Below are 23,154 nucleotides of genomic sequence, written 5' to 3'. Positions count from 1 at the left end.
AAGGCTTCCAAGAAGGTCGCCTTCCGGGTCGCGAAGGATCTCAAGGAAGCGATCTGACCGAATAAGCGCTTCGAGTGGAGACCGGGCGGGTCGGACGCAAGTCGGGCCCGCTCTTCTTTTGTCCGCCGTCCTTTTTTCGTCCGGCGCCCCTCTTTTGACCGGCACTCCTCTTTTGTCCGGCGAAAGGCGGGCAGCGATCGGCGCCCGTACTCTTTGCCCGACGCGGCTCCAGCTTGTATAGCGGCCTCCGGCACAGATCGGCATGGATACATTCCTGGTCCTCAAGGTTCTCGCCCAATGGGCGTTGCCGCCGGCGTCGATGGCGGTCGGTCTGGTCATCGCGGGCATGCTGGCGCTGTTGCGTTGGCGCAGGCTGGCCTGGGTGACAGCCGCGGTGGCCGTCCTCGAGACGCTCGCTCTTTCCTGGCCGCCGGTCTGCGACGCTCTCATCCTGTCGCTCGAGAGGGAAGCGCGTGCCCGCGCCAGCGCACCGACCTGCTGCTACGACGCGATCGTCGTCCTCGGAGGCGGGATCACTCCGGCGGCTCCGCCCTTCACCCTCGAACCGGATCTCGGCGATGGCGCCGATCGCATGTGGTACGCCGCGCAACTGTTTCATCGCGGTGTCGCCCCTTACATCATCGTCAGTGGCGGCGGCTTCATGGCCGAGAACAATGGCGGGCCGGCGACAACCGAAGCCGAGGCGATGCGTCGTTTCCTGAAGGATCTCGGCGTGCCGGACCGCGCGATCGTTTCGGAAGAGAAGTCGCTCAATACCATCCAGAACATCGAGCGCGTTCGCGACATGGTGAAAGACGGGCGTGTGGCCCTGGTGACGTCGGCCTATCACATGCGCCGCTCGCTGGCGATCGCACAACGTCTCGGCCTCCAGGCGTCGGCCTTTCCGACCGATTTCCATTTGCCCGCCGCGGCCCGGCCGTGGTGGGAGAACTGGGCGCCCAACCCGGCGTCCCTGAGCTGGTCGGTGGTCGCCTTGCGTGAGTATTTGGCACTACTGTTGGATCGACGCAGAGGGGGGTAAAGGCATGGCATGTCGATCCTGGCGCCTCGAGCGGCGCACTATGCTCCGCGCCGCGGCGGGCCTTGCCGTGGCCGGGCCGTTGTTGACGCCGATCGGCACGCGGCCCCGCGCCCAGACCCTGGACAAGGTGATCTTTCAGACCGATTGGCGCGCCCAGGCCGAGCATGGCGGCTACTACCAGGCGATCGCCGCCGGCATCTATCGACGGGCCGGCATAGACTGCGACCTGCGTCAGGGTGGACCCAGCCTCAACATCAGCCAGCTCCTGCTCGCCGGCCGGGTCGACATGACCATGTCGAGCAGCTTCGAGGCCTTCACCTATGTGCGCGAGGACGCTCCGTTCTTCACCATCGCCGCGATCTTCCAGAAGGATCCGCAAGTGATGATCGGTCATCCCGATACCGGCTTCGACAGCTTCGACAAGCTGAAGGGTCGCACCCTGCTGATCAGTGCCGGCAGCCGCGTGACTTTCTGGCCCTATCTTCGCCGGAAGTACGGCCTCTCCGACGACCAGGTCAGGCCTTACAATTTCAATATGGCGCCATTCCTGGCCGACAGGAATGCCGTGCAGCAGGGGTTCCTGACGTCCGAGCCCTATTCGATCGCGCAGGCGCTCGGCCGGCCCCCGGCAGTACTGCTGATCGCCGACGCCGGCTTCAGCGCCTACCAGACGACCATCGCGATTTCACGGCGCATGGCGAGCGAGAAGAAGGACCTGGTGAGTCGCTTCGTCGACGCCTCGCTGGAGGGTTGGGCGCAATATCTCAAGGGCGGCCCCGCCATCGCGGCGGCGAATGCCCTGATCAAGCGGGACAACCCCGAGCAGACCGACGACCGCATCGACTACGCCATCAGGGTGCTGAACGAGCGCGGTATTGTCCTGTCGGGCGACGCCATGCAGGGTGGCATTGGCGCCATGAGCGACCAGCGGTGGCAAAGTTTCTACGAGTCGATGACGGAGGTCGGGGTGCTGCCCAAGGGGCTGGACGTGTCTCGCGCCTACTCGCTCGCATTCGTGAACAAGGGAATCGGAAGGGCATAGGAGAGCGGCATGGACAAGCTGAGCGAAGAACACGAGATGCTGCGCGACCTCGTGAAGAAGTTCGTGCGCAACGAGTTGATGCCGCTCGAGAAGAATATCCTCGACCGCTTCGCCTCAGGCCAGCCGGCCGCCCTCTCCGACGAGGAGAACGCGCGGCTGTTCAAGCAGTGCAAGGAGCTCGGGCTTTGGGCGCTCGACGTTCCCGAGGAGGTGGGCGGCGCCAACCTGCCGGCGGTGGCGCTGGTCGGCGTCAACGAGGAGCTGGGCTACACCGCCGTGCCGTTCACCTTTCCGCCCGATTCGCCCAACCTGCACATGCTGCTGGCGACCGCCAATCCCGAGCAGCGCCGCAAGTACCTGGAGCCCTACGCCGCCGGCGAGACGACTTCGGCGATCGCCATCTCCGAGCCGGGCGCCGGTGGCGATCCGGCCGGCATGAAGACCCGCGCCGTCAAGGACGGCAACGACTGGGTGATCAACGGCCGCAAGATCTGGATCAGCCGCATCGCCAAGGCCGACTTCACCATCGTCATGGCGGTCACCGACCCCAATCTCGGCGCGCGCGGCGGCATCACGGCGTTCCTGGTCGACAAGGGCACCAAGGGCCTGGTCGTGGCCCGGGCGATCCCCATGCTGGCCGGCCAGCGCACCTACGAGGTGGTGTTCGAGGATTGCCGCATCCCCGACACGCAGGTGCTGGGCCGAATTGGCGCGGGCTTTGCGCCCATGCAACTGCGCCTCACGGTGCGTCGCCTGCAGATGGGATCGTGGTGCGTGGGCATGACCCAGCGTGCGCTCGACATGCTGGTCGAGCATGCCAATCAGCGGGTGACGTTCGGCCAGAAGCTCGCCGACCGACAGGCCATCCAGTGGTGGATCGCCGATGCCGCGACCAAGCTGCATGCCTGCCGGCTCATGGTGATGGACGCCGCGGTCAAGCAGGACGAAGGACGCGACGTACGCATGGAGGCCTCGATGATCAAGGTCTTCGCCACCGAGATGGCGACCGAGGTGATCGACCATGCCCAGCAGGCGTTCGGTGCCATGGGCGTCACCCAGGAGCTGCCGCTCAGCTGGCTGGCGCAGAAGGTGCGCACCATGCGCGTCTACGAAGGTCCTTCCGAGGTGCATCGCATGGTGATCGCCCGCCGCGTGCTGGGCGGTCGTTGACAGGGAGGCGGAGCGGGGCGGATCATTTCGCCGTGCCGGAATCGGCGTGACAAGACGAGGGATCGCATGACTTACACGCTCGACCTCTTCATCAAGGATGCGCAGTCCGCCCTGCACGGGACCAGCGGACCGGCGGGACGCGAGAAGGTCCGTATTCTCCTGGAGAAGCTGCTGGCCAACCCGGCCTTCGTCGACGAAGCGGTCGGGCCCGCCGCGCCGACCGGCACCCGCAAGCTCTACGAGGACAAGGAGCTCGGCTTCGTGGTGCTCGCGCATTGCAATCCCAAGCCGCACAAGAGCCCGCCGCATGACCACGGCAGCTCGTGGGCCGTGTACGGCCAGGCCATCAAGTACACCGACATGAGCGAGTATCGGCGAGTCGATGGCGGCAACGGCGCGGGCGACGCCAGGCTCGAGCAGGTCAAGACCTACCGGCTGGAGCCCGGCCGGGCCGGCGTCTACGACGTCGGTGCCATCCACGCCATCGACTATCCCGAAGGCAGCCGCTTCGTGCGCGTGACCGGCCGCGACCTCGACCATGTGCAGCGGCTGAAGTTCGATACCGCCGCCGGCAAGGCCATCACCATCGAAAGCGCCACGACGGGCGCGGCAGGGTGAGACTCATTCTTCTCCCCCCGTAGTCGGGGGAGGTGCCCCGTCATACGGGGCAGAGGGGGGAGGCCTCAGACGAGAGCAGTGAGATTCCGACGTCGGAACTTCATGAACCTCGCGTGAGGCTCTCCCCCTCGCGCCCTTCGGGCCACCTCCCCCGATTTCGGGGGAGACACCCAGCACGCGCGGCGCGCACCACGATGGTGGGAAAATCGGGGCGGTACCCGCCCCGATTTTCATAGGAGGTCCCCATCGGCCCAAGGGCCGACCCGCCGTTTCGTGAAACCGGTGGTCTAGTTTCTTACTAGGGACTTGATTGGGCCGCTCCGTCGCATCGAAGCTGGGGGAGTATCACCTCTCCTGCGGCAGGATCCCCCGCAGCTTCTCGGCGAAGCGTACATGTGCTTCGCGATCGACCGGCCGATGCCTGATCGTCGTGCCCGCCGGGTCCTTGCCGAGGTAGTTGTCGTTCCTCCAGTTGTGCGCCGGCCGCACCGGCCGCGGGGCAAACCCGCCGCCGCAGTTGGGGCAGACATTGCCGAGCACCGTGTCGACGCAGTCGGCGCAGAACGTGCACTCGTAGCTGCAGATGCGCGCCTCGAGCGAATGGGGTGGCAGCGGCTTGGCGCAGTGCTCGCAGCCGGGACGCAGCTCCAGCATCATTGCATCCGGGCGGCGGCCTCGAGGTTCGCCTTGCGCCGGCTGGTGAGCAAGGGGGCGAGGCGCTCGCGCAGGCGCGCCACGCGCTCGGCGCCGGCCTTCTCCGGGCTGCCCGAATCGAACGGCGGCTGCGGGTCGTACTCGAGCACCAGCTGGATCGACTTGGCGACCTCCTCGCCGGCGAGTTCGGCGGCAACGGTCAGGCCGAAATCGATGCCCGCCGTGACGCCACCGCCCGAGATGCGATTGCGATCGCGCACGACCCGCTCGGCCACCGGGATGGCACCGAAATCCTTGAGCATGTCGCGCCACGCCCAGTGACAGGCCGAGCGGTAGCCCTTGAGCAGGCCCGCCGCGCCCAGCACCAGCGAGCCGGTGCACACCGAGGTGACGTAGCGCGCGCCGGCGGCCTGCCTGCGCAGGAAATCGAGCGTCTCGGGATCGGTCATCAGCTCGACCTGGCCGCCGCCGCCCGGCACGCAGATCACGTCGAGCGCCGGGCAGTCGGCAAAGGTCGTGGTCGGCACGATGGAGAAGCCGGCGTCGGTCGGCACGGGATCGCGCGTTTTCCAGATCATGTGCAGGGTGGCGCCCGGAACCCGCGACAGGACCTGGGCGGGCCCGGTCGCATCGAGCTGGGTGACGTTGGGATAGAGCAGGATGCCGATGTTGACTGGTGCAGCCATTGTCGTCTCCGGTTGATCTGGGTTTCGCTGTCGGGGTCGATGTAGCGCCCGCGCCGCTTGGCAGAAATGACAAAGAAAAGCTATTTTCTGCCAATGAGCCGACCGCATCGCACGTACATCCTCGCCTACGAGGGCTGCCAGCTGCTCGACGTTACCGGCCCGGCCGCCGTGTTCGGCGCCGCCAACGAGGCCGCCGGTCGCCCGGCGTACGATCTGCGCATCGTGTCGCCGGATGGCGGGCTGGTGCGGTCGAACTGCGGCGTGGCGCTCGACAGCCGGAAGATCGGCGGCCAACCCGATACACTGCTGGTCGCCGGCGGCTCGCGCGGCCTGAAGGCTGCGATGACGCGCGACGACCTGCGACGCTGGCTTCGCAAGACTGCACCCGCGGCCAGGCGTTTCGGTTCGGTCTGCACCGGCGCCTTCGTCCTGGCGGCGGCGGGCCTGCTCGACGGCCGCCGGGTGGCCACGCACTGGGCGAGCTGCGAGCGTCTCGCGCAGGGGTTTCCGGCCCTCGAGGTCGATGCCGAATCTCTTTACGTCGTCGACGGCAAGGTGTGGACCTCGGCCGGAGTCACGACCGGCATCGACATGGCGCTGGCGCTGGTCGAGGCGGATCTCGGTCCGGCGCTCGCCAACCTGATCGCGCGCCACTTCGTGCTCTATGCCAGGCGACCCGGCTACCAGTCGCAATTCAGCCCACTGCTGCAGGCGCAGACGGCCACCGAAGCGCCGTTCGCCGAGCTGATCGAATGGATGCAGGCGCATCTCGACCGCAGACTCGACGTGCCCGAGCTGGCGGCGCGCGCCGGCCTGTCGGAGCGAAGCTTCTATCGCAAGTTCACCGAGGCGACCGGCAAGACGCCGGCGCACTTCGTCGAGAGCCTGCGCCTCGACGCGGCGCGCACGCTGCTGGCCGGCGACCTGCCGTTGAAGGCCATAGCCGGCAAGATCGGTCTGTCGTCGCCCGCCCGTTTCGGCCAGGCGTTCGAGCGGCGCTTCGGCATGGCACCGTCGCTGTTCCGCCAGATGCATGGGCAGCAACCTCGTTGACAAGTCAATCAGTCGTCGACAGCATTCGGGCTCGGTCGCGGAGACGGCCAAAGGGAGGTCGCGATGTTCCTGCGCAATTGCTGGTACGTGGCGGGTTGGAGCCATCAGCTTGCCGGGGACGCGCTGGTCGCGCGCACCATGCTGGCCGAGCCGATCGTGTTCTATCGCAAGGCCGATGGCTCGGTCGTCGCCCTCGAGGATCGCTGCTGCCATCGGCTGGCGCCGCTGTCGCGCGGGCGGCTGGAAGGCGACGACCTGCGCTGCCTCTATCACGGGCTCAAGTTCGCGCCGTCGGGCAAGTGCATCGACATTCCGGGCCAGTCCTTCATTCCCGGCCGGGCTGGCGTGCGCGCCTATCCGGTGGTCGAGCGCGATTGCTGGATCTGGCTGTGGATGGGCGATCCGGCGTTGGCCGATCCGGCGCTGATCCCGTCGGCACTCGGGCATGACGATGCCTGGATCATGCGCACCGGCGAGCTCGCCTACAAGGCGAGCTACGAGCTGATCAACGACAACCTTCTCGACCTCTCTCATCTCAGCTATGTCCACGCCAAAACGCTGGGACGCGGCAGCATGTCGTGGGGCAACAGCCGGCCGCGCGCCACGCGCCTGGAGCGCGGCCTGCGGATTGCGCGTTGGGTCGTCGACAATCCGGTGGCGCCTTACATCGGCGAGCCGCCCGGCACCCGTACCGACAGCTGGCAGTCCTACGATTACATGGTGCCCGGCGTCTTTCTGCTCACCAGCAAGTTCTATCGCCCGGGCACGGCCGCAGCCTGCAACATGGAGGCGCCGGACGACTCGCATGCGCCGTTCTGGACCTCGTTGACCAGCCAGGCGATCACGCCGATCGCGGAGAAGGAATCGATCTACTACTTCTCGAGCTGTCTCGACCGGGCACGCGCCAACGACCAGCAGGCCGACGCCCAGATCGACCTGTTCCGCCGTGCCTTCAACGAGGACAACGCCATGATCGAGGCGCAGCAGCGCGTGATCGATCTCACGCCGCAGCCGCGCATGCTGGCGACTTCGGCCGACGGCCCGCTCAATCAATTCCGGCAGCTGATGGCCGAGCTGATCGACAAGGAGGCGAGCCCGGCCGCGGACGCGCTGCGCCAGTCGGCGTGACAAGGAGCGGGCACTTCTTACTTTCCTCCTATGAGAAGCGCGCCGGGAGCGCCCCACTCCGTGGCGCCTCATGGTCTTTTGGACCGCGGGCGTCCCACCCGCTCATGATTTGAATCATGAGCGGGCGGGACGCCCGCGGTCCGCATGAGCGCCTCGTAGTGGCGCACTCCCGGCCATGAGCTTCCTCCGCGCATCGCCGCCTTTTTCTCAGCATCGTGGTGAGCGCCGACGTCCTGGGGGTCTCCCCCGTAATCAGGTGGCCGTCATACGGGGCGGAGGGGTCACGGTCATGGCCGGGAGCGCGCCACTCCGATGGCGCTCATCTTGTCGATCACAAATCCCATGAGCGCCATCGGAGTGGCGCGCTCCCAGCAGAAGCCCTTACAATCGCAGCCTGAGGCTCCCGATCACCAGGGCGGTGCCGGCGAAGCCGGCACCCAGCCAGATGGCGGCACGGGCGGCGTCGGCGGCGGCGCTGCCGCCGCTGGAGAAGTCGAACAGGCCAAACATCACGGCGACCAGGGCGGCGCCCATGGTCTGTCCCAGCGTACGCGCGGTGGCGATGATGCCGCCAGCGCTGCCGCTCCGCTCGCGTGGCACGGCGCTCATCATCAGGCGGTTGTTGGGTGCGGAGAACATGCCGAAGCCGGCGCCGCACAGCACCAGGCGCCACATGATGTCGACGCTCGACGGATCGGTCGGCAGCAGCGCCGTCAGCAGCAGGCCGGTGGTCATGCTGGTAAGGCCGATGGCACCCAGGAGACCCGGATGATGGCGATCGGCGAGGCGGCCGGCCAGCGGTGCGATGCCGGCCAGCGCCAAGGGCCAGGCCGTGAGCAGGATGCCGGTGTCGGTGGCGCTTCTTCCCAGCACGGTATGGAAGAAGAACGGCAGGCTGACGAAGGCGAGGCCCTGGGCGGTGAAGGTGCAGGTCGCGGCCGAGATCGACAGCGAGAAGATCGGCCGCTTGAACACCTCGACCGGCATCATCGGGTCGGCGAGTTTCCTCTGGCGCCAGACGAACAGGGTGCCGAGCACCGCAGCCAGCAGCAGCTCCGTCACGATGACGATGCGCGCATGGCCATGTCCCATGCCGTCGATGCCGAAGATCAGCAGCCCGAACGTGGCGCCCGACAGCACCGCCGAGATCACGTCGAACGGCCGATGGGTATGCGTGGTGTGCGGCAGGTAGCGCTCGGACAGCAGGAAGGAAACGATGCCGAGCGGCACGTAGGCGGCGAACAGGATCGGCCAGGAGGTGATCGACAGCAGCGCCGCGCCGATCGACGGACCGGCCGCCAGCGAGGTGGCGACCACGGTGGTGTTGAAGCCCAGGCCGCGGCCCAGCATGCTTCGCGGATAGATCGCCCGCACCAATGCCGGCTGGACCGACATGATGGCGGCCCCGCCCAGGCCCTGGACCGTGCGTCCCAGCAGCAGCCAGGACAGCGATGGCGCGAAGGCGCAGCCGATCGAGGCCAGCGAGAACAGCACCAGCCCGAAGCGATAGATGTGGCGATAGCCCACGATGTCGGCCAGCGCCGCCACCGGCAGCAGCGAGACGATCAGCGCGATCTGGGTCGCATTGACGATCCAGATCGAGCTTTCGGCGGAGATGTCGAGATCCTGGGCGATGTAGGGCAGCGCCAGGTTGGTCATCGAGTTGCTGAGCACCGACATCATCAGCCCGATGGTGATCGTCGCCACCGCGAACCGGCGCGGCCAGCCCGCGGGCATTCCGTCGGGCGTCGAGGGGGCTGCCCGGGGTGCGTGGGCCATGCCTATTGAGGCACCGTCATCACGTCTCCGCCGATCGTGGTGCGCTGCATGAAGCGCTTGTACTTGACCGTGTCGTAGTAGGTGGCGCGGTGCAGCACGGCGCGATTGTCCCACACGATCACGTCGCCCTCGCGCCAGGCATGCGACAGCCGGAACTCCGGCTGGTCGGCGCGCTGCGTGAGCTCGTGGAGCAGGGCCTCGCCGGTCGCCCTGGGCCAGCCGACGATGAAGCCGGCGTGGGCCCCGATGTAGAGCGCGCGGCGGCCGTTGACCGGGTTGTCCTGGAACAGCCGCTGCTTGACCGGCGGCAGCTCGGCCAGCGCCTTGGCGCTCAGGATGCCCTTCTGCACGCGATTGCGCGAGTATTCGAGAGCGTGCTCGGCGATCAGCGGCTCGATCGTCGCCTGCAAGGCCGGGGGCAGCGCGTTCCATGCCGCGCGCATGGACAGGAACTCGGTGTTGCCGCCCTCGGGCGGGCAGATGCGCGCCGTGAGGATCGAGCACAGCGACGGGACGCGCTTGAACGAGGAGTCCGAGTGCCAGAAGTAGTTGGCCTTCTGGTAGATCATGCGCATGTCGTCCGGCGGGATCGGCTCGCCGGTCAGGATGTCGAGATTGGACTGGCGCTGGAACTTGGTCCCGGCAGCCGGATTGGCGCTGCCGGTCGTCTCCAGCGGTCCGAAGTTCTCGCTGAACGCGATCTGCTTCTCGTCATCCATCGGCTGGTCGCGGAACAGCAGGACGGAGTGCTCCTCGAACGCGGCGCGGATCGGCCCGAATTCGCGCGCCGACAGCGGCCGCGTGATGTCGATGCCGGTGATCTCGGCCCCGAACAGCGGATGCAGCCTGGTGACCTTGATGGGGCCGGTGTTGCGCATGGCAGGCCTCAGTCGACGATCGCCTGGTAGGTGAGCACGCGCAGCTCGCGGCGGATCGGATAGGTCGAGGACGGCATGAGCTGGGTCAGCAGGATCACCGCCATGTCCTCCTTGGGGTCGCACCAGAAGGCCGTCGAGGCGGCGCCACCCCAGGCGTACTCGCCGGGTGTTCCCAGGATGTGCGCCTTGGCGGGATCGATCATCACCGAGAAGCCGAGGCCGAAGCCCACGCCGTAGTAGGTCGACTCGGAGAAGCGCGGCATGCCCATGTCGGCCATGTCGCCCTTGAGATGGTTCATGGTCATGAGCTCGACCGTCTTGCGGCCGAGCAGGCGCACGCCGTCGAGCTCGCCCTTGTTCAGCATCATCTTGCAGAAGCGCAGGTAGTCGGACGCCGTTGACACCAGTCCGCCACCGCCCGAGTTGACGCGGCGCGGCGCCAGGTACTTGCTCTTGCCCGGATCGTCGATCAGCTCGAGCTTGCCGCCGGCGCCGGCCTGGTAGTTGGCGGCGAAGCGCTCGTGCTTGTCGGCCGGCACGTGGAAGTCGGTGTCGACCATGCCGAGCGGCGCCAGCACCTTCTCCTTGAGGTAGGTCTGGAAGGGCTGGCCGGAGATGGCCTCGACAAGGTAGCCCAGCACGTCGGTGGCGACGCTGTAGTTCCACGCCTTGCCGGGCTGGGCGATCAGCGGGAAGGTCCCGAGCCGCTCGACGAGATCCTTCAGGCTGGTATCGGCGGTCTGGAAGTCGACGCCGCTGGTCTTGGACCGGTAGAGCGCATCGACCGGGTTGCTCTCCATGAAGCCGTAGGTCAGGCCTGAAGTGTGGGTCAGCAGATCGCGAAAAGTGATCTCGCGCTCGGCCGGGACCGAGTCGATCTTGCCGCGGCTGCCGCCGGCATAGACCCGCGGATTGGCGAACGCCGGGATGAATCTCGAGATCGGATCGTCGAGCTGAAAGTGGCCCTCCTCGTAGAGCATCATGATCGCCGTCGAGGTGAGCGGCTTGGTCATCGAGTAGAAGCGGAAGATCGTGTCCGGCCGCATCGGCCGGTTGCGCTCGATGTCGGCCTTGCCGACCGTCTCGGCGAAGGCGAGCTCGCCGCGACGCATGACGACTGTCACCATGCCGGCAAGGCGGCCGCTGTCGACCCAGCGATGCATCCATTTGCGCACGCGATCGAGCCGCGTTGCGGAAAGGCCGACCTGTTCAGGGGCAACGAGCGGCAGAGTGTCCATGGCGATCCTCCCGGGTGTGCCGCTAGACTAGCCCAGGACGACACGGCCAGACACACCAGAAACGGGAGGGAGCAATGGCAAGATTGTGCGAAGGCAGAGTGGCGATCGTGACCGGCGGCGCACGCGGGGTCGGCCGCGAGCATTGCCTGATGCTGGCGGAGCACGGCGCCAAGGTCGTGGTGAACGATCTGGGCGGCGATCGGGCCGGCAAGGGCCACGATGTCGGCCCCGCCCAGCAAGTCGTCAACGAGATCAAGGCCAAGGGCGGTGAGGCCGTAGCCAACGGCGACGACGTGTCGGACTGGAACGGCGCCAAGCGCATGATCGACCAGGCGATCTCGGCTTTCGGCAAGCTCGATGCCGTGGTGCTCAATGCCGGCATCCTGCGCGATCGCATGCTGGTCAACATGACCGAGGACGAATGGGATGCCGTCATCAAGGTGCATCTCAAGGGCACCTTCGCGCCGGCGCGCCACGCCGCCGCCTACTGGCGCGACCAGGCCAAGGTGAAGGGCGGCCCGGTCGATGCGCGCATCGTCACGACGACCTCGGTGTCGGGAATCTACGGCAACATCGGTCAGACCAACTACGGCGCGGCGAAAGCTGCCATTGCCGCGTTCACGATCATCGCCGCGCGCGAGCTCGGTCGCTACGGCATTACGGTGAACTCGATCTCGCCGTCGGCCTTCACGCGCATGACCGAGGATCTGCGCGAGTACAGCGAGGAGGACAAGAAGCGTCGCGATCCGCGCTGGATCGCCCCGGTGGCGACCTGGCTGGTGAGCGAGGACAGCCGCGAGATCACCGGACGCGTGTTCCAGGCCGGCAATGGCCAGTTCGCCGTCGCGGAGGGCTGGCACAAGGGGCCGACCGCCGAGCAGGTCATGGATCCCCACCAGGCCGGCAAGGTGCTGACCGAGCTCGCGCGCAAGGCGCGCAAGAACGCCGGCATGGACGGCATGGATCTGGATTGAGCTCGGGTCCTCCTCCCCAGCTTCGCCGGGGAGGAGGCGTCTTATGCCGACGGAGGGGTCATTGCCGGGAGCGCGCCACTCCTGTGGCGCTCATGCTGTTCATTTGGACCGCGGGCGTCTCGCCCGCTCTTCTCATGAGCCATGAGCGGGCTAGATGCCCGCGGTCCAAGGAAGAGTCATGAGCGCCACAGGAGTGGCGCGCTCCCAGCGCATGATCATGAGCACGGTGCCTAGGTCACACTCAACCGCCCCAGCGTCTCCACCACCTTCGCCTGCGGCCACGTCCATCCCGACGCGCTTTCATAGGCGCGCATCGCGCGCAGCACGAGGGCATCGGCGCGGGCGGGGCCGACAATCTGCAAGCCGACCGGCAGGCCGGCGGCGGTGAGGCCGGCCGGCATCGACGCCGCCGGCTGGCCGGTCAGGTTGAAGGGCAGCGTGTAGGGCGCGCCTTTGGTCCAGCGCGGGAACGCCTCAGAGTTGTAGAGCGTGTCGACCTGCGGCGCAGCGGTCGGGGTCACCGGCGCCAGCAGCAGGTCATACTTCTGGTGCCACAGCGCCATGTCGCGGGCGAGCTTGCTCCTGGCCTCGTAGGCTCTGGCGTAGTCGGCAAGCGTGATCGCCAGGCCCTTCTCGGCGGCGGCGCGGAAGCCGGGGTCGAGCTTGTCGTGAAGCTGCGTCGGGATCAGGCGCAGGCGCGTCGCGAAGCTGCCGATCCACAACGGTTCGAATGACTGGCGTAGCGGGTCGATCAACGGGCCGACGTCCTCGACCACGGCGCCCAGTTGCTCGAACCGCCGTGCCGCGGCGGCGGCCAGCGCGCGGACCTCGGGATCGGCTTCGACTTGGCCGAGATCGAGGCTGAGGCCGAGCTTCAACCCGCGCACGCCGTCTTCCAATCCGATCGAATAGTCGCGCGGGTCGGCCGGCAGCGAACGCCAGTCGCGCGGGTCGGGGCCGGCCAGCAGATTGAGGGCGAGTGCGGAATCGAGAACGCTGCGCGCCAGCACACCCTGGGAGACGACGTCGGCGAAGGGCGCATCGGCCGGATGCTGCGGGATGCGGCCGAAGGACGGCTTCAGGCCGACCAGCCCGGTATGGGCCGCGGGAATGCGGATCGAACCGCCGCCGTCATTGCCGTGATTGAACGGGTTGATGCCCGCTGCGGTGAGCGCCGAGGCGCCGCCCGACGAGCCGCCGGGCGTGTGCTTGAGGTTCCACGGGCTGCGGGTCGTGCCCTGCAGGGGCGAGTCGGTGAGCGCCTTCCAGCCGAATTCCGGGGTCGTCGACTTGCCGAGTACGACCATGCCGGCGCGTTGCAGCCGGTCGACGACCGGGGCGCTTTCCGCCGCCGGCGTTTCGTCGGTGGCGTGCGAACCGTTGCGGGTCGGCCAGCCCTTGACCGGCGTCGTGTCCTTGATGGTGGTCGGGACGCCATCGAAGATCGACAGCGGGGTGCCGCTCCGCCAGCGCGCTTCCGATGCCCTGGCGGCAGCTCGCGCGGCCGCCTCGTCGACCAGGACAAGCGCATTGAGATGGGGCTGCAGGGCGCGTGCCCGTGCCAGGAATGTTTCGAGAACTTCGACCGGGGAGGCTTCTCCACGGGCGTAAAGTATTTGGAGTTCGACTGCGGAAAGCCAGGTAAAGTCTCGTTGAGTCATGCGTTTTTGTTGATTTCAGGGCTGCGTGATCTACGCCACAGTGAAACAGTTTCAATTCATTATTCTTCCGAGTCGAGAGCGTATTGGAGGCGTTCGATGGAGAGCATTACGGCGTTGGTCGCTTGTGCCGCCGCATTCTCTTTGAGCTATTACATCGGCTTTCACATTGCCACCAACGCGACCGTCGCGGCGATGATGGGCGGCGCGAGCGGGCTGGTCTTCGCGGTCATGTTCTTCATCGTGACGGTCGCCGTCGGCATGCTGGTGCCCGACACGTTCGATCCGCGCCAGCTCGGCATTCATTTCATCGTCTTGCTGCCGCTGATGCCGATCGCCTCGGCGATCGTCGCGGTGTTCGCGCATCGCCATCTCGAGCGTCTCGAGGCGCGCCGCCTGCCGTTCTAGAGGCGCGGCGAATGGGGCCGCTTGCGGTTCCACCAACGCGGACATGCGTCTGAGCGAAACGACGGACTTCCCGCCGGCCGCCGGCCAAGGCTAATCTGCCGGCGATCGGGAGGAAGTCATGGTCGAGGTGAAGGTGGGAGCCGCCACGGTGCGGCGCGTTGAAGAGTCCTACGAGCCGAACTTCGACGCCAAGATGTTCTTCCCGGACTGGAAGCCGGAGGTGGTGCAGCGCCATCGCGACTGGCTGATGCCGGCCCATTACGAGGAAGCCTCGAATTCCCTGAAGCTCAGCGTGCACAGCTGGCTGCTGACGATCGGCGGCAAGCGGATCCTGATCGACACCTGCGTCGGCAATCACAAGTCGCGCCCCCATCGGCCCAAATGGCACCTGATGGAGAGCAAGTATCTCGAGCGGCTGAAGGAGGCCGGTGTCGAGCCCGACCAGGTCGACATGGTGATGTGCACGCACTTGCATGTCGACCACGTCGGCTGGAACACCCGGCTCGAGAATGGCAAGTGGGTGCCGACCTTCAGGAACGCCAGGTATGTGTTCAGCCGCACCGACTACGATCACTACCTGAAGGTCGACAGCGATCCGAAGACCGCGCCGGCCAACGCCGGCTCATTCCGCGATTCGGTGCTGCCGGTCGTCGAGGCCGGGCTCACCCAGATGGTCGATGGTGCGGCGCGGCTCGACGAGAACATGGAGATCACCCCGGCGCCCGGCCACACGCCCGGGACCATCGCCATCAAGCTCGAATCGCGCGGCGAGAAAGCTCTGTTCAGCGGTGACATCCTGCACCATGCCCTGCAGGTCTATCATCCGGAATGGAACAGCTTCGCCTGTGCCGAGGCCGTCGGCGCGCGCAAGAGCCGGCGCGAGGCTCTCGAGCATTGCGCCGGAACCGGAGCCCGCCTGATGCCCTGCCATTTCGGCGCGCCGTTCACCTGCCACGTCGACCACAAGGGTGACGGCTTCGTGCCGCGCTTCGACGGCGGATTCTAGTTCCTGAAAACCGGAGGGGAAAATGATCTACGAGCTGCGTGTCTACAAGTGCGTGCCCGGCCGTCTGCCGGCGCTGCTCAACCGCTTCAACACGATCACGCTCAAGATCTGGGAGCGCCATGGCATCAAGCAGGCCGGCTTCTGGACCACGCTGGTGGGCGAGTCCAACCAGGAACTCTACTACCTGCTGGCCTGGGAATCTCTCGCCGACCGCGAGAAGAAGTGGAACGCCTTCGCCGCCGATCCCGAATGGCTGGCCAAGCGTGCCGAGACCGAGAAGGACGGTGCCATCGTGGCCAACGTCTCGAACCAGTTCCTGGCGCCGACCGCCTTCTCGTCGGTCAAGTAGCCCGAAGCACTTCAGATCGGAGGACCTGGCGGGCCGGTTGAATGGGCTGACCGGTCATGTACCTGGCAGCAGCCATAGTCGGCGCGGCCGGGGTGCTCGTCTATGGCAAAATACCGTCATCCCGAGCGGAGCCGCCCGATTCGGCACTGTTTACAGCGCCATCGGCGGCGCAGTCGAGGGACCTTTCTTGTAGATGCTGCAACGAGATAAGGTCCCTCCACTGCGCCTCGCTTCGCTCGGCTTCGGTTGAGCCGACGGCATCTTTACCATTCGCGAATGCCCAGACGACGCCACAGTTAGTCGACCTTGAGGCCTGCCTGCCTGGCGAGTGCCGCCCACTTCGCGAGGTCGGCGGCGACGTAGGCCGCGAACTCGGCCGGCGTCCCGAACTGCGGGTCGGCGCCGAGCTCGGTGAACTTTCTCGCTACGTCGGGCGAACGGATCGTGCCGTCGATCGCGGCATGCAGGCGGTTGACCAGGGCCGGCGAGGACGCCACCGGCAGGAAGATGCCGTAGGAGATTGCCGCCTCGTAGCCGGGCAGGCCGGCCTCGGCGATGGTCGGAATGTCCATGGCCGCCCTCGAGCGCATCGTCGAGGTCTGGCCGAGCGCCCGCATCTTGCCTGCCTTGACGTGCGGCAGCGCCGTCGACAGGCCGCCGAAATACAGGTCGACCAGGCCGGCCATCAGGTCGGCCATCGCCGGCCCGCCGCCCTTGTAGGGGACGTGCACGATGTCGACCTTGCCCAGCGCCTTGAACAGCTCGAGCGCGAGATGGGTGGCGCCGCCGGCGCCAGCCGAGGCGCCGTTGAGCTTGCCCGGCTGGGCGCGCGCCAGGGCGAGCAGCCCGGCGATGTCCTTGGCCGGCAGGTCGTTGCGCACGACCAGCAGCATCGGGTTGATGCCGACCGGCGCCACCGCGGCAAAATCCGTCCGTACATCGTAGGGCAGGTTGCGGTTGAGCGCGGCGGCGACCGTCGTCGAGCCGTTCGACGCCAGCATGAACACGCTGCCGTCGGCTGGCGCCTTGGCAACCGAGGCGGCGGCGATCTCGCCGTTGGCGCCCGCCCGGTTCTCGACCACCACAGAGCGCTTCAGCCGCTCGCCGATGCCCGGGGCCAGGACCCGCGCCAGAAGATCGTTCGGGCCGCCAGGCGGAAAGCCGACGACGAGGCGCAAGGGGCGATCAGGAAAATCCACTTCCTGCGCGCGAGTGTTGACGAAGGGAAGGGCGGTGAGGCCGGCCGCCAGGCCACGACGGGTGAGCATGGGCATATCGGAGCATGCTATGCTCCGCGTGCTCACGGAGGCAATCGAATGCAGCGTAGAAAGTTCATGAGTGGTAGCGTCGCGGCCGCCGGCCTGTTGTCGGCTCCGCAGGTTCTGGCGCAGAAGGTCAGCGGCGATGTCCGGTTCTTCTGCGGCTTTCCGCCGGGCGGCAATGCCGACCTGCTGTGCCGCCTTCTGGCCGAGGCCGTCAAATCGGAGATCGGCCACAACGTCATCGTCGAGAGCAAGTCGGGCGCGTCGGGCTTCATCGCCAACGAGACCGTCGCCAATGCCACGCCGGATGGGCGGACCATCGGGTTGGCCGCGATGGCGGCGATGTGCGTGGCGCCGGTGATGCCGGGCCAGAAGTTGCCGATCAATGTCGACACCGACCTGACGCCGATCGCCAGCGTCGCCAATGTTCCCAACATCCTGGTGTACGGCAAGCACGTGCCGTTCCGCACCGTGCCCGAGCTGATCGAGCAGGCAAAGAAGAACCCCGGCAAGATCACTTACGCATCGGCCGGAAACGGCACGTCGCAGCACCTCGCGGGCGAGCTGTTCAAGAAGCTGGCCGGCGTCAATCTCCTCCACGTGCCCTATCGCGGCGGCGCGCCGGCCATCCAGGACATCGTCGCCGGCAATTGCGACGTGATGTTCGGCAACATGCCTGAGTTCCTGGGGCAGATCGGCGGCGGCGGGCTGATACCCATCGCTTTCGGCGGGCCCAAGGCGGCGCCGAAGTTCCCCAACCTGCCGCTGATCTCGCAATGGCTGCCGGGCTACGAGGTTGTGAACTGGTTCGCCGTGTTCGGCCCGCGCGCCCTGCCGGCCGATCTCGGCGAGCTGTGGAACAAGGCGCTGCGCGTGGCGAGCGCCAAGTCGGACCTGCAGAAGCGCTACACCGATAACGGCATGGAGGTGCTGATCGGCACGCCGGCCGACCTCAAGGCGATGATCGTGGCGGATCGCAAGAAGTGGGCCGACGTCATCCAGTCCGCCGGCATGCGCGCGGATTAGAGTCTTCCGGACCGCGGGCGTCCCGCCCGCTCTTCTCTTCTCATGGGTCATGAGCGGGCGAGATGCCCGCGGTCCGGAAGAGCACAGTCGGATGCTCGCTTCAACCAGGCACGGTTCCCTTCATTACGACGTCGTCGATCACGTCGCGCCGTGGCGCGAGTCGCGCCCGGCGATCCTGTTCCATCACGGGATCGGCGCCAGTGCCGCCCTGTGGGCGGGTTGGGTGCCGGCGCTGGGCGATGCCTATCGCCTGGTCACCTTCGACATGCGCGGTTGCGGGCGATCGCATATTCCCGAGCCCGACTTCGCCTGGTCGCTCGATCTCCTGGTCGACGATGTGTTCGCCGTCGCCGACGCGGCGGGATTGCAGCGGTTCCATCTCGTCGGCGAATCGATCGGCGGCACGATCGCGCTGGCTGCCGCGATCGCCCGGCCGGACCGCATCGTCACCCTCACCGTCAGCAACGGCGCCCATCTCGGTGCATCCATCCGCAGCGTCGAGGCGTGGCGGAGCCAGCTCGACGGCGGTGGCGTGAAAGCCTGGTCCGATGCTTTCCTGCCCGGGCGCTTCCATGACGGCGCGCTGTCGCCCGAGCGGCTCGCTTGGTTTGCGCGCCAGCAGGAGAAATGGCCGCGCGAGTCGATCCTCAATGCCCTCGCGCTACTGGTCGGCACCGATCTATCGACACGCCTCGAGCACATCCGTTGCCCGACGCTTCTGCTGCACCCAGACGGCAGCCCGTTCATCCCCGTGCCGGTCATGGCGGAGTTGCACCGGTTGCTGCCCGACGCCGAGCTCAACGTGATCGGCCATGCCCGCCACGGACTGACTTATTCGCACGCGGCGCAGTGCGCGAGTCTGCTGCGGACTTTCCTCGACTCCCGCGGGGGCGGCTGATATCCGTGCGCGCCTGAAGTCCCGGGGAGACATCCAGCACGCCCGGCGCGCACCACGACGCTGAGAAAGTCGGGGCGGTACCCACCGCGATTTTCGTAGGAGAATGGCCTCTTTCCAAGAGGGAACGATGAGACGCCGCATATTGGCTGCCGTTGCGGCATCGGCGATTGCCCTGTCCGGCATGCCGAGCCTTGCCCAGGAGACGCTCACGGTCTGGTGGGTGAAGGGCTTCTACAAGTCCGAGGACGACGCGCTTCATGCCGCCATCAAGAGGTACGAAGCCCGGACCGGGGTGAAGGTCGAGCTGACGCAGCACGCCATCCAGGACATGAACTCGAGGTCGGAAGCCGCGCTCGATGCCGGTACGCCGCCGGACATCGCCTATTCCGACACGTACGACGTGCAGACCGCGGGCAGGTGGGCGTTCGATGGCAAGCTCGAGGACATCTCGGATGTCATCGGCCCGATCAAGGATCGCTTCGCGCCGGTCACCATCGAGACCGCCTACCTGTACAATGACAAAGCGAAGAAGAGGGCCTACTACGGCTTCGCGCTCAAGCAGCAGACCCAGCACATCCAGTACTGGAAGGACATGCTGGGCCGCGCGGGGTTCAAGGAGAACGACATTCCCGGCACGTGGAAGGAGTACTGGTCCTTCTGGTGCGACAAGGTGCAGCCGGCGATCCGCAAGGCGACCGGCCAGCGTGTCTACGGCATCGGGCACCCGATGGGCGTCGAATCGACCGACTCGTTCCTGTCGTTCCTGAGCTGGGTCGACGCCTACAACGTCAGGCTGGTCGACGAGTCGGGCAAGCTGCTGGTCGACGATCCGAAGGTGCGCGAAGGGCTCATCGCCGCGCTCAAGGACTATACCGACATTTACGCGAAGGGTTGTTCGCCGCCGTCATCGACGACGTGGAGGGATCCCGACAACAACGCCGCTTTTCACAAGCGCACGACCGTGATGACGCACAACTACACGATTTCGATCGCCGCCAAGTGGCTCGACGACGCCAACAACCCGGCCCTGACCGGCGAGCAGCGCGCTGCCGGCCGCAAGGCCTACGACGAGCTGATCGCCACCGCGGGCTTCCCTCGGAAGCCCGACGGCTCGCCGATGGTCCAGCGAACCACGGTGAAGGTCGGCGTGATCTTCGAAGGTTCGAGAAACAAGGCGCGGGCGCGCGAGTTTCTCGGGTTCATGCTCGAGGAGAAGAACCTCCGTCCCTACATCGAGGGTGGGCTGGGCCGCTGGTTCCCGGTGAGCAAGGCCGGCCAGGAGAGCCCATTCTGGCAGGCCGACAAGCATCGCAAGGCGGTCTACGAGCAGTTCAAGGTCGGCACGCTGCCCTTCGAGTTCACCAGGAACTACCGGTTCACGATTCTCAACAGCGAGAACGTGTGGGCGAAGGCGATGAACCGCGTGGTCAACGAGAAGGTTCCGGTCGACAACGCGGTCGACGAGCTGATTGCCCGCATAAAGCAGGTCGCCGGCTGAAGGTCATTGCCGGGAGCGCGCTACTCCGATGGCGCTCTTCTTGGTGATCACATATCCCATAAGCGCCATCGGAGTGGCGCGCTCCCAGCAATGAGGCGATATCGATAGGAAAAGTCAGGTTAGCGCCTACGACCGTTCCCTGTGAGCTGCACAGGCGACATCACGCATGGTGCTCGCCACTCTCCCTCGTCAGGCGCGCGCCGGCTGCAGGGACGGCAGGGCGACGGCGTGTGCCGCCAGCCGCCTCCGGTCGGCCTCCGGCCGGATGAACAGCAGGCCGACAAGGCCGCCGGCCAGGAGCAGCAACCCGAGAATTACGTAGCCGCGCTCGTAGCCCAGCATCGGCGTCACCGCGCTCTGCACCACCGCGCCCATCGCGAGCGGCGCGGTCACGCCGGCCAGGGTGACGAAGGAGGTCGTGATGGCGAGCATGGCGGCGCGTTGCGGCTGCGGCGTGAGCTCGCTCACGATAATCGGGATGACGACGTAGATCGTGCTGCCGACCGCCGCGCCGACGACCAGGGTGGCGAGCTTCAGTCCGGGCGTCGGCATGCTGCCGACGAAGGGCAGGAGGCAGCCGCCCAGGATCACGGTGAGGGAGGCGAAAATGCCGCGGCTGGCCCGGCTCGAGGCGCCGCTCCTCTTCAGCCGCTGCGAGATGGCGCCGCCGCCCAGCACGACGAACATGCCGAAGATCCACGGCAGGATGGTGAGATTGCCGCCGACCTCCTGGCTGTAGCCGAGCCCCTGGACCAGGTAGGAGGTGAACCAGGTGAGGCCGAGGGCCAGGCCCCAGTAGCTGGCGAACCCGGCGCAGCACACCGCGATGATGCTGGGGCAGGTCAGCAAGTAGCGGTAGGGCACGTGCTCGAGCCCGCCGCGGGCGCCGTCGCCGACCGGCGGGTCGACCAAGGTGCCCTCGCGGCCGAAGACCAGCCACAGCACCGCCCACAACAGCCCGACGATGCCGAGAGCGCCGAATGCCCAGTGCCAGGAGTAGTGGATGATGATGTAGTTGAGCGCCGGCACGGCCACGATCACGCCGAGCGCCGATCCCTGGGCGATGATGGCGGTCGGCATGCCGCGCAGCGAATCGGGAAACCATTTGTAGATCGCGTGCGTGGCAGTCGGGCCGGCGGGCCCTTCGCCGGCACCCAGGACGATGCGACAGGCGATCAGCACCTCGAGGCTCACCATGCCCACCATCGGGAACTGGGCGACCGACCAGATGATCGCCATGACGAGCAGCGTCCAGCGCGTCTGCACGCGATTGGTGATGAAGCCCACCACCACCGCCGAGATGGCGAACAGGAAGAAGAAGGACGATCCGATCAGGCCGAACTGCTCGGGGGAGAGCTTCAGATCGGCAATGATCGGCTGGGCGGCGAGCCCGACCACGACCTTGTCGGCGAAGTTGATCAGCATGAAGAGAAAGAGCAGGGCGGTCATGCCCCAGGCCCCCTTGAGGGGCCGATCCTGACTGGTCACTTGGGCGTTGCTCCCCGATTGCGGGCCATGAGACAGGAGCGCGGGAAATCGTGCAAGCACAGGATCGATCAGAGCCGGCTCGCCTCCACGGCCCCTGCGGCGACGGCGTGTCTGGCGAGTTTCTGCCGATCGGCCTCGGGATGGATGAAGATCATGCCGATCAGGCTTCCCACGAGCAGCAGGCAGCCCAGGATGACGAAGCCGTGATCGTAGCCGGCAAGGTGCGTGGCGGCCGTCTGGACGACGCCACCCATGACCAGAGGTGCCCCGACGCCGCCCAGGATGATGATCGAATTCACGATGGCGAGCACCAGCCAGGACGACGACCATGCCGGCGAGCCACGGCAGCACGCTAAGGTCACCGCCGACGGTTTGGCTGAATCCAAGACCGTCGACGAGGTAGGACGTGAACCAGGTCAGTCCAAGGGACAGGCCCCAGTAGCAGGCGAATCCAACGCAACACACCGCCACGATGCTCGGGCAGAGGAGACGACGACGATATGAGATCGCGCCGCCCGGCAGGCTCGCCGCATCCGCCGCCCATTCACCGTGCGACTCGTCGACCAAGGTTCCTTCGCGCCCGAACAGCGCTCACAGCACGGCCCAGGCGAGGCCGGCGATCCCCAGTGCGCCGAAGGCCCAGTGCCAGGAATGATGACGATGATCCAGTTCAGAATCGGCACGGCAACGATTGCGCCGATCGACGATTCCTGGGCGACGATGCCGTCGGCAGCCCGCGCAGCGCGTTGGGATACCACTTGTCGATGGCATGCATGGCCACCGCATAGGCCGGCCCCTCGGCTACGCCGAGCACGATGCGGCTGGCGAGCGGGACATCGAACGCGACGGTGCTCAGCATGGGAAACTGGATCAGCGACCACAGCACGGCCATGGCGAGCAGCGCGTGGCGCGCCTGAATGCGATTGGTGACGAAGCCGACCACCACCGCCGAGACCGGGAAGAGCAGGAAGAAGGCGGAGCCGAGCAGGCCGAACTGCTCGGTCGTCATCTTCAGCTCGTCCATCATCGGCTTGGCGCAGAGGCCGACCACCGCCTTGTCGGCGAAGTTGATGAGCATGAACAGGAAGACCAGGGCGGTGATGCCCCAGGCCCCGGGCAGGGGCCTCCGCTTGTCGACCAAAGTCTACTCTCCGATCTTGTGCCGTCATTCTCCTCCCCAGCGAAGCTGCTACGGAGTGGACACATCTCTGAGTTCCCATCCAGTAGCGATTGCGAGGAAGTAGTCGAGGCCACGCTTAAAGGTAATCGGTCCCGGTGGTCTGGAGGAAGGGTAAGCGT

23 protein-coding genes are annotated in these 23,154 nt (G+C 66.7%); 13 read left to right on the top strand and 10 right to left on the bottom strand.

Going from position 1 to position 23,154, the window contains the following annotated elements:
* The first annotated feature begins 262 nt into the window (after positions 1-262).
* The 4 genes from AB7O82_RS19740 (at position 263) to AB7O82_RS19725 (ending at position 3,872) form a co-directional block, all read left to right on the top strand.
* Positions 263-1,042, top strand: a complete 780-nt coding sequence (locus AB7O82_RS19740) for a YdcF family protein (RefSeq protein ID WP_428619978.1) — start codon at positions 263-265, stop codon at positions 1,040-1,042.
* Positions 1,043-1,082: 40 nt separating this feature from the next.
* Positions 1,083-2,084 carry an ABC transporter substrate-binding protein gene (locus AB7O82_RS19735; RefSeq protein ID WP_428548378.1) on the top strand — a complete coding sequence of 334 codons (1,002 nt, stop codon included), beginning with the start codon at positions 1,083-1,085 and terminating at the stop codon, positions 2,082-2,084.
* Between the two features lie 9 nt (positions 2,085-2,093).
* Positions 2,094-3,254, top strand: a complete 1,161-nt coding sequence (locus AB7O82_RS19730) for an acyl-CoA dehydrogenase family protein (protein ID WP_428548381.1) — start codon at positions 2,094-2,096, stop codon at positions 3,252-3,254.
* A 66-nt stretch (positions 3,255-3,320) separates the two neighbouring features.
* Entirely contained in the window at positions 3,321-3,872 is a 552-nt protein-coding gene (locus tag AB7O82_RS19725) for a hypothetical protein (RefSeq protein ID WP_428548384.1), read from the top strand.
* Positions 3,873-4,217: 345 nt separating this feature from the next.
* On the opposite strand, the gene AB7O82_RS19720 is transcribed toward AB7O82_RS19725, so the two are convergent.
* Together AB7O82_RS19720 and AB7O82_RS19715 are read right to left on the bottom strand one after the other, a co-directional pair.
* A complete protein-coding gene (locus AB7O82_RS19720; RefSeq protein WP_428548387.1) occupies positions 4,218-4,526 on the bottom strand; it encodes a DUF1272 domain-containing protein in 309 nt (102 codons plus the stop codon).
* Positions 4,526-5,212: a DJ-1/PfpI family protein gene (locus AB7O82_RS19715; RefSeq protein ID WP_428548390.1), complete on the bottom strand. Its 687-nt coding sequence runs from the start codon at positions 5,210-5,212 to the stop codon at positions 4,526-4,528. Before AB7O82_RS19715 ends, AB7O82_RS19720 begins: the two co-directional genes overlap by 1 nt.
* Positions 5,213-5,305: 93 nt before the next feature.
* On the opposite strand from AB7O82_RS19715, the gene AB7O82_RS19710 reads away from it, so the two are divergent.
* Positions 5,306-6,265: a GlxA family transcriptional regulator gene (locus tag AB7O82_RS19710; RefSeq protein WP_428548393.1), complete on the top strand. Its 960-nt coding sequence runs from the start codon at positions 5,306-5,308 to the stop codon at positions 6,263-6,265.
* 63 nt (positions 6,266-6,328) lie between these two features.
* Complete coding sequence (locus AB7O82_RS19705; protein ID WP_428619977.1) at positions 6,329-7,393, top strand: Rieske 2Fe-2S domain-containing protein; 1,065 nt, start codon at positions 6,329-6,331, stop codon at positions 7,391-7,393.
* A gap of 381 nt (positions 7,394-7,774) precedes the next feature.
* On the opposite strand, the gene AB7O82_RS19700 is transcribed toward AB7O82_RS19705, so the two are convergent.
* Genes AB7O82_RS19700 through AB7O82_RS19690 form a run of 3 tightly spaced genes read right to left on the bottom strand, consistent with a single transcriptional unit; the run spans position 7,775 to position 11,288 of the window.
* Complete coding sequence (locus tag AB7O82_RS19700; RefSeq protein WP_428555392.1) at positions 7,775-9,172, bottom strand: MFS transporter; 1,398 nt, start codon at positions 9,170-9,172, stop codon at positions 7,775-7,777.
* A gap of 2 nt (positions 9,173-9,174) precedes the next feature.
* A complete protein-coding gene (locus tag AB7O82_RS19695) occupies positions 9,175-10,050 on the bottom strand; it encodes a TauD/TfdA dioxygenase family protein (RefSeq protein WP_428555394.1) in 876 nt (291 codons plus the stop codon).
* 8 nt (positions 10,051-10,058) lie between these two features.
* Positions 10,059-11,288: a serine hydrolase domain-containing protein gene (locus AB7O82_RS19690; protein ID WP_428555397.1), complete on the bottom strand. Its 1,230-nt coding sequence runs from the start codon at positions 11,286-11,288 to the stop codon at positions 10,059-10,061.
* Between the two features lie 74 nt (positions 11,289-11,362).
* Here AB7O82_RS19690 and AB7O82_RS19685 point away from each other — a divergent pair, with 74 nt between their 5' ends.
* Complete coding sequence (locus AB7O82_RS19685) at positions 11,363-12,262, top strand: SDR family NAD(P)-dependent oxidoreductase (protein ID WP_428555399.1); 900 nt, start codon at positions 11,363-11,365, stop codon at positions 12,260-12,262.
* Positions 12,263-12,492: 230 nt separating this feature from the next.
* On the opposite strand, the gene AB7O82_RS19680 is transcribed toward AB7O82_RS19685, so the two are convergent.
* Positions 12,493-13,923 carry an amidase gene (locus AB7O82_RS19680; RefSeq protein ID WP_428619975.1) on the bottom strand — a complete coding sequence of 477 codons (1,431 nt, stop codon included), beginning with the start codon at positions 13,921-13,923 and terminating at the stop codon, positions 12,493-12,495.
* A 96-nt stretch (positions 13,924-14,019) separates the two neighbouring features.
* Here AB7O82_RS19680 and AB7O82_RS19675 point away from each other — a divergent pair, with 96 nt between their 5' ends.
* The 3 genes from AB7O82_RS19675 (at position 14,020) to AB7O82_RS19665 (ending at position 15,683) form a co-directional block, all read left to right on the top strand.
* A complete protein-coding gene (locus tag AB7O82_RS19675) occupies positions 14,020-14,328 on the top strand; it encodes a hypothetical protein (RefSeq protein WP_428619973.1) in 309 nt (102 codons plus the stop codon).
* 118 nt (positions 14,329-14,446) lie between these two features.
* Complete coding sequence (locus AB7O82_RS19670) at positions 14,447-15,334, top strand: MBL fold metallo-hydrolase (protein ID WP_428619971.1); 888 nt, start codon at positions 14,447-14,449, stop codon at positions 15,332-15,334.
* 22 nt (positions 15,335-15,356) lie between these two features.
* Positions 15,357-15,683 carry an NIPSNAP family protein gene (locus tag AB7O82_RS19665; protein WP_428552751.1) on the top strand — a complete coding sequence of 109 codons (327 nt, stop codon included), beginning with the start codon at positions 15,357-15,359 and terminating at the stop codon, positions 15,681-15,683.
* A gap of 296 nt (positions 15,684-15,979) precedes the next feature.
* Here the strand turns inward: AB7O82_RS19665 and AB7O82_RS19660 are convergent, their stop codons facing one another.
* Positions 15,980-16,951 (bottom strand): Bug family tripartite tricarboxylate transporter substrate binding protein, encoded by a 972-nt coding sequence (locus tag AB7O82_RS19660; RefSeq protein WP_428552753.1) that lies wholly within the window; start codon positions 16,949-16,951, stop codon positions 15,980-15,982.
* Positions 16,952-16,999: 48 nt separating this feature from the next.
* Between AB7O82_RS19660 and AB7O82_RS19655 the strand changes: the two genes are divergently transcribed.
* The 3 genes from AB7O82_RS19655 to AB7O82_RS19645 all read left to right on the top strand — a co-directional run bounded on the left by AB7O82_RS19655 (position 17,000) and on the right by AB7O82_RS19645 (position 20,367).
* Positions 17,000-17,971 carry a Bug family tripartite tricarboxylate transporter substrate binding protein gene (locus AB7O82_RS19655; protein ID WP_428552756.1) on the top strand — a complete coding sequence of 324 codons (972 nt, stop codon included), beginning with the start codon at positions 17,000-17,002 and terminating at the stop codon, positions 17,969-17,971.
* A gap of 91 nt (positions 17,972-18,062) precedes the next feature.
* Positions 18,063-18,869, top strand: a complete 807-nt coding sequence (locus AB7O82_RS19650; RefSeq protein ID WP_428552759.1) for an alpha/beta fold hydrolase — start codon at positions 18,063-18,065, stop codon at positions 18,867-18,869.
* A gap of 127 nt (positions 18,870-18,996) precedes the next feature.
* Positions 18,997-20,367: an ABC transporter substrate-binding protein gene (locus tag AB7O82_RS19645; protein WP_428552761.1), complete on the top strand. Its 1,371-nt coding sequence runs from the start codon at positions 18,997-18,999 to the stop codon at positions 20,365-20,367.
* Positions 20,368-20,556: 189 nt separating this feature from the next.
* Here AB7O82_RS19645 and AB7O82_RS19640 read toward each other — a convergent pair whose 3' ends face one another.
* The 3 genes from AB7O82_RS19640 to AB7O82_RS19630 form a co-directional block, all read right to left on the bottom strand.
* Positions 20,557-21,816 (bottom strand): MFS transporter, encoded by a 1,260-nt coding sequence (locus tag AB7O82_RS19640; protein ID WP_428552764.1) that lies wholly within the window; start codon positions 21,814-21,816, stop codon positions 20,557-20,559.
* A 107-nt stretch (positions 21,817-21,923) separates the two neighbouring features.
* Positions 21,924-22,154, bottom strand: coding sequence for a hypothetical protein (locus AB7O82_RS19635; RefSeq protein ID WP_428552767.1), 231 nt, complete (start codon positions 22,152-22,154; stop codon positions 21,924-21,926).
* Between the two features lie 371 nt (positions 22,155-22,525).
* Positions 22,526-22,996: an MFS transporter gene (locus AB7O82_RS19630; RefSeq protein WP_428552770.1), complete on the bottom strand. Its 471-nt coding sequence runs from the start codon at positions 22,994-22,996 to the stop codon at positions 22,526-22,528.
* Positions 22,997-23,154: the final 158 nt, after the last annotated feature.

The sequence above is a fragment of the Reyranella sp. genome, from assembly GCF_050185545.1.
Classification (GTDB): domain Bacteria; phylum Pseudomonadota; class Alphaproteobacteria; order Reyranellales; family Reyranellaceae; genus Reyranella.
The sequence above is the reverse complement of the archived record's forward strand: the minus strand, read 5'-3'. Positions and strand labels throughout refer to the sequence as shown.

Excerpts from the sequence above, each read along its gene's own strand:
- AB7O82_RS19670 (WP_428619971.1), top strand. The coding sequence starts at position 14,447 with ATGGTCGAGGTGAAGGTGGGAGCCGCCACGGTGCGGCGCGTTGAAGAG.
- AB7O82_RS19725 (WP_428548384.1), top strand. The coding sequence starts at position 3,321 with ATGACTTACACGCTCGACCTCTTCATCAAGGATGCGCAGTCCGCCCTG.
- AB7O82_RS19740 (WP_428619978.1), top strand. The coding sequence starts at position 263 with ATGGATACATTCCTGGTCCTCAAGGTTCTCGCCCAATGGGCGTTGCCG.
- AB7O82_RS19735 (WP_428548378.1), top strand. The coding sequence starts at position 1,083 with ATGCTCCGCGCCGCGGCGGGCCTTGCCGTGGCCGGGCCGTTGTTGACG.
- AB7O82_RS19685 (WP_428555399.1), top strand. The coding sequence starts at position 11,363 with ATGGCAAGATTGTGCGAAGGCAGAGTGGCGATCGTGACCGGCGGCGCA.
- AB7O82_RS19690 (WP_428555397.1), bottom strand. The coding sequence starts at position 11,288 with ATGGACACTCTGCCGCTCGTTGCCCCTGAACAGGTCGGCCTTTCCGCA.
- AB7O82_RS19730 (WP_428548381.1), top strand. The coding sequence starts at position 2,094 with ATGGACAAGCTGAGCGAAGAACACGAGATGCTGCGCGACCTCGTGAAG.
- AB7O82_RS19715 (WP_428548390.1), bottom strand. The coding sequence starts at position 5,212 with ATGGCTGCACCAGTCAACATCGGCATCCTGCTCTATCCCAACGTCACC.
- AB7O82_RS19665 (WP_428552751.1), top strand. The coding sequence starts at position 15,357 with ATGATCTACGAGCTGCGTGTCTACAAGTGCGTGCCCGGCCGTCTGCCG.
- AB7O82_RS19720 (WP_428548387.1), bottom strand. The coding sequence starts at position 4,526 with ATGCTGGAGCTGCGTCCCGGCTGCGAGCACTGCGCCAAGCCGCTGCCA.
- AB7O82_RS19680 (WP_428619975.1), bottom strand. The coding sequence starts at position 13,923 with ATGACTCAACGAGACTTTACCTGGCTTTCCGCAGTCGAACTCCAAATA.
- AB7O82_RS19705 (WP_428619977.1), top strand. The coding sequence starts at position 6,329 with ATGTTCCTGCGCAATTGCTGGTACGTGGCGGGTTGGAGCCATCAGCTT.
- AB7O82_RS19700 (WP_428555392.1), bottom strand. The coding sequence starts at position 9,172 with ATGGCCCACGCACCCCGGGCAGCCCCCTCGACGCCCGACGGAATGCCC.
- AB7O82_RS19655 (WP_428552756.1), top strand. The coding sequence starts at position 17,000 with ATGCAGCGTAGAAAGTTCATGAGTGGTAGCGTCGCGGCCGCCGGCCTG.
- AB7O82_RS19675 (WP_428619973.1), top strand. The coding sequence starts at position 14,020 with ATGGAGAGCATTACGGCGTTGGTCGCTTGTGCCGCCGCATTCTCTTTG.
- AB7O82_RS19660 (WP_428552753.1), bottom strand. The coding sequence starts at position 16,951 with ATGCTCACCCGTCGTGGCCTGGCGGCCGGCCTCACCGCCCTTCCCTTC.
- AB7O82_RS19645 (WP_428552761.1), top strand. The coding sequence starts at position 18,997 with ATGAGACGCCGCATATTGGCTGCCGTTGCGGCATCGGCGATTGCCCTG.
- AB7O82_RS19650 (WP_428552759.1), top strand. The coding sequence starts at position 18,063 with ATGCTCGCTTCAACCAGGCACGGTTCCCTTCATTACGACGTCGTCGAT.
- AB7O82_RS19710 (WP_428548393.1), top strand. The coding sequence starts at position 5,306 with ATGAGCCGACCGCATCGCACGTACATCCTCGCCTACGAGGGCTGCCAG.
- AB7O82_RS19695 (WP_428555394.1), bottom strand. The coding sequence starts at position 10,050 with ATGCGCAACACCGGCCCCATCAAGGTCACCAGGCTGCATCCGCTGTTC.
- AB7O82_RS19640 (WP_428552764.1), bottom strand. The coding sequence starts at position 21,816 with ATGACCGCCCTGCTCTTTCTCTTCATGCTGATCAACTTCGCCGACAAG.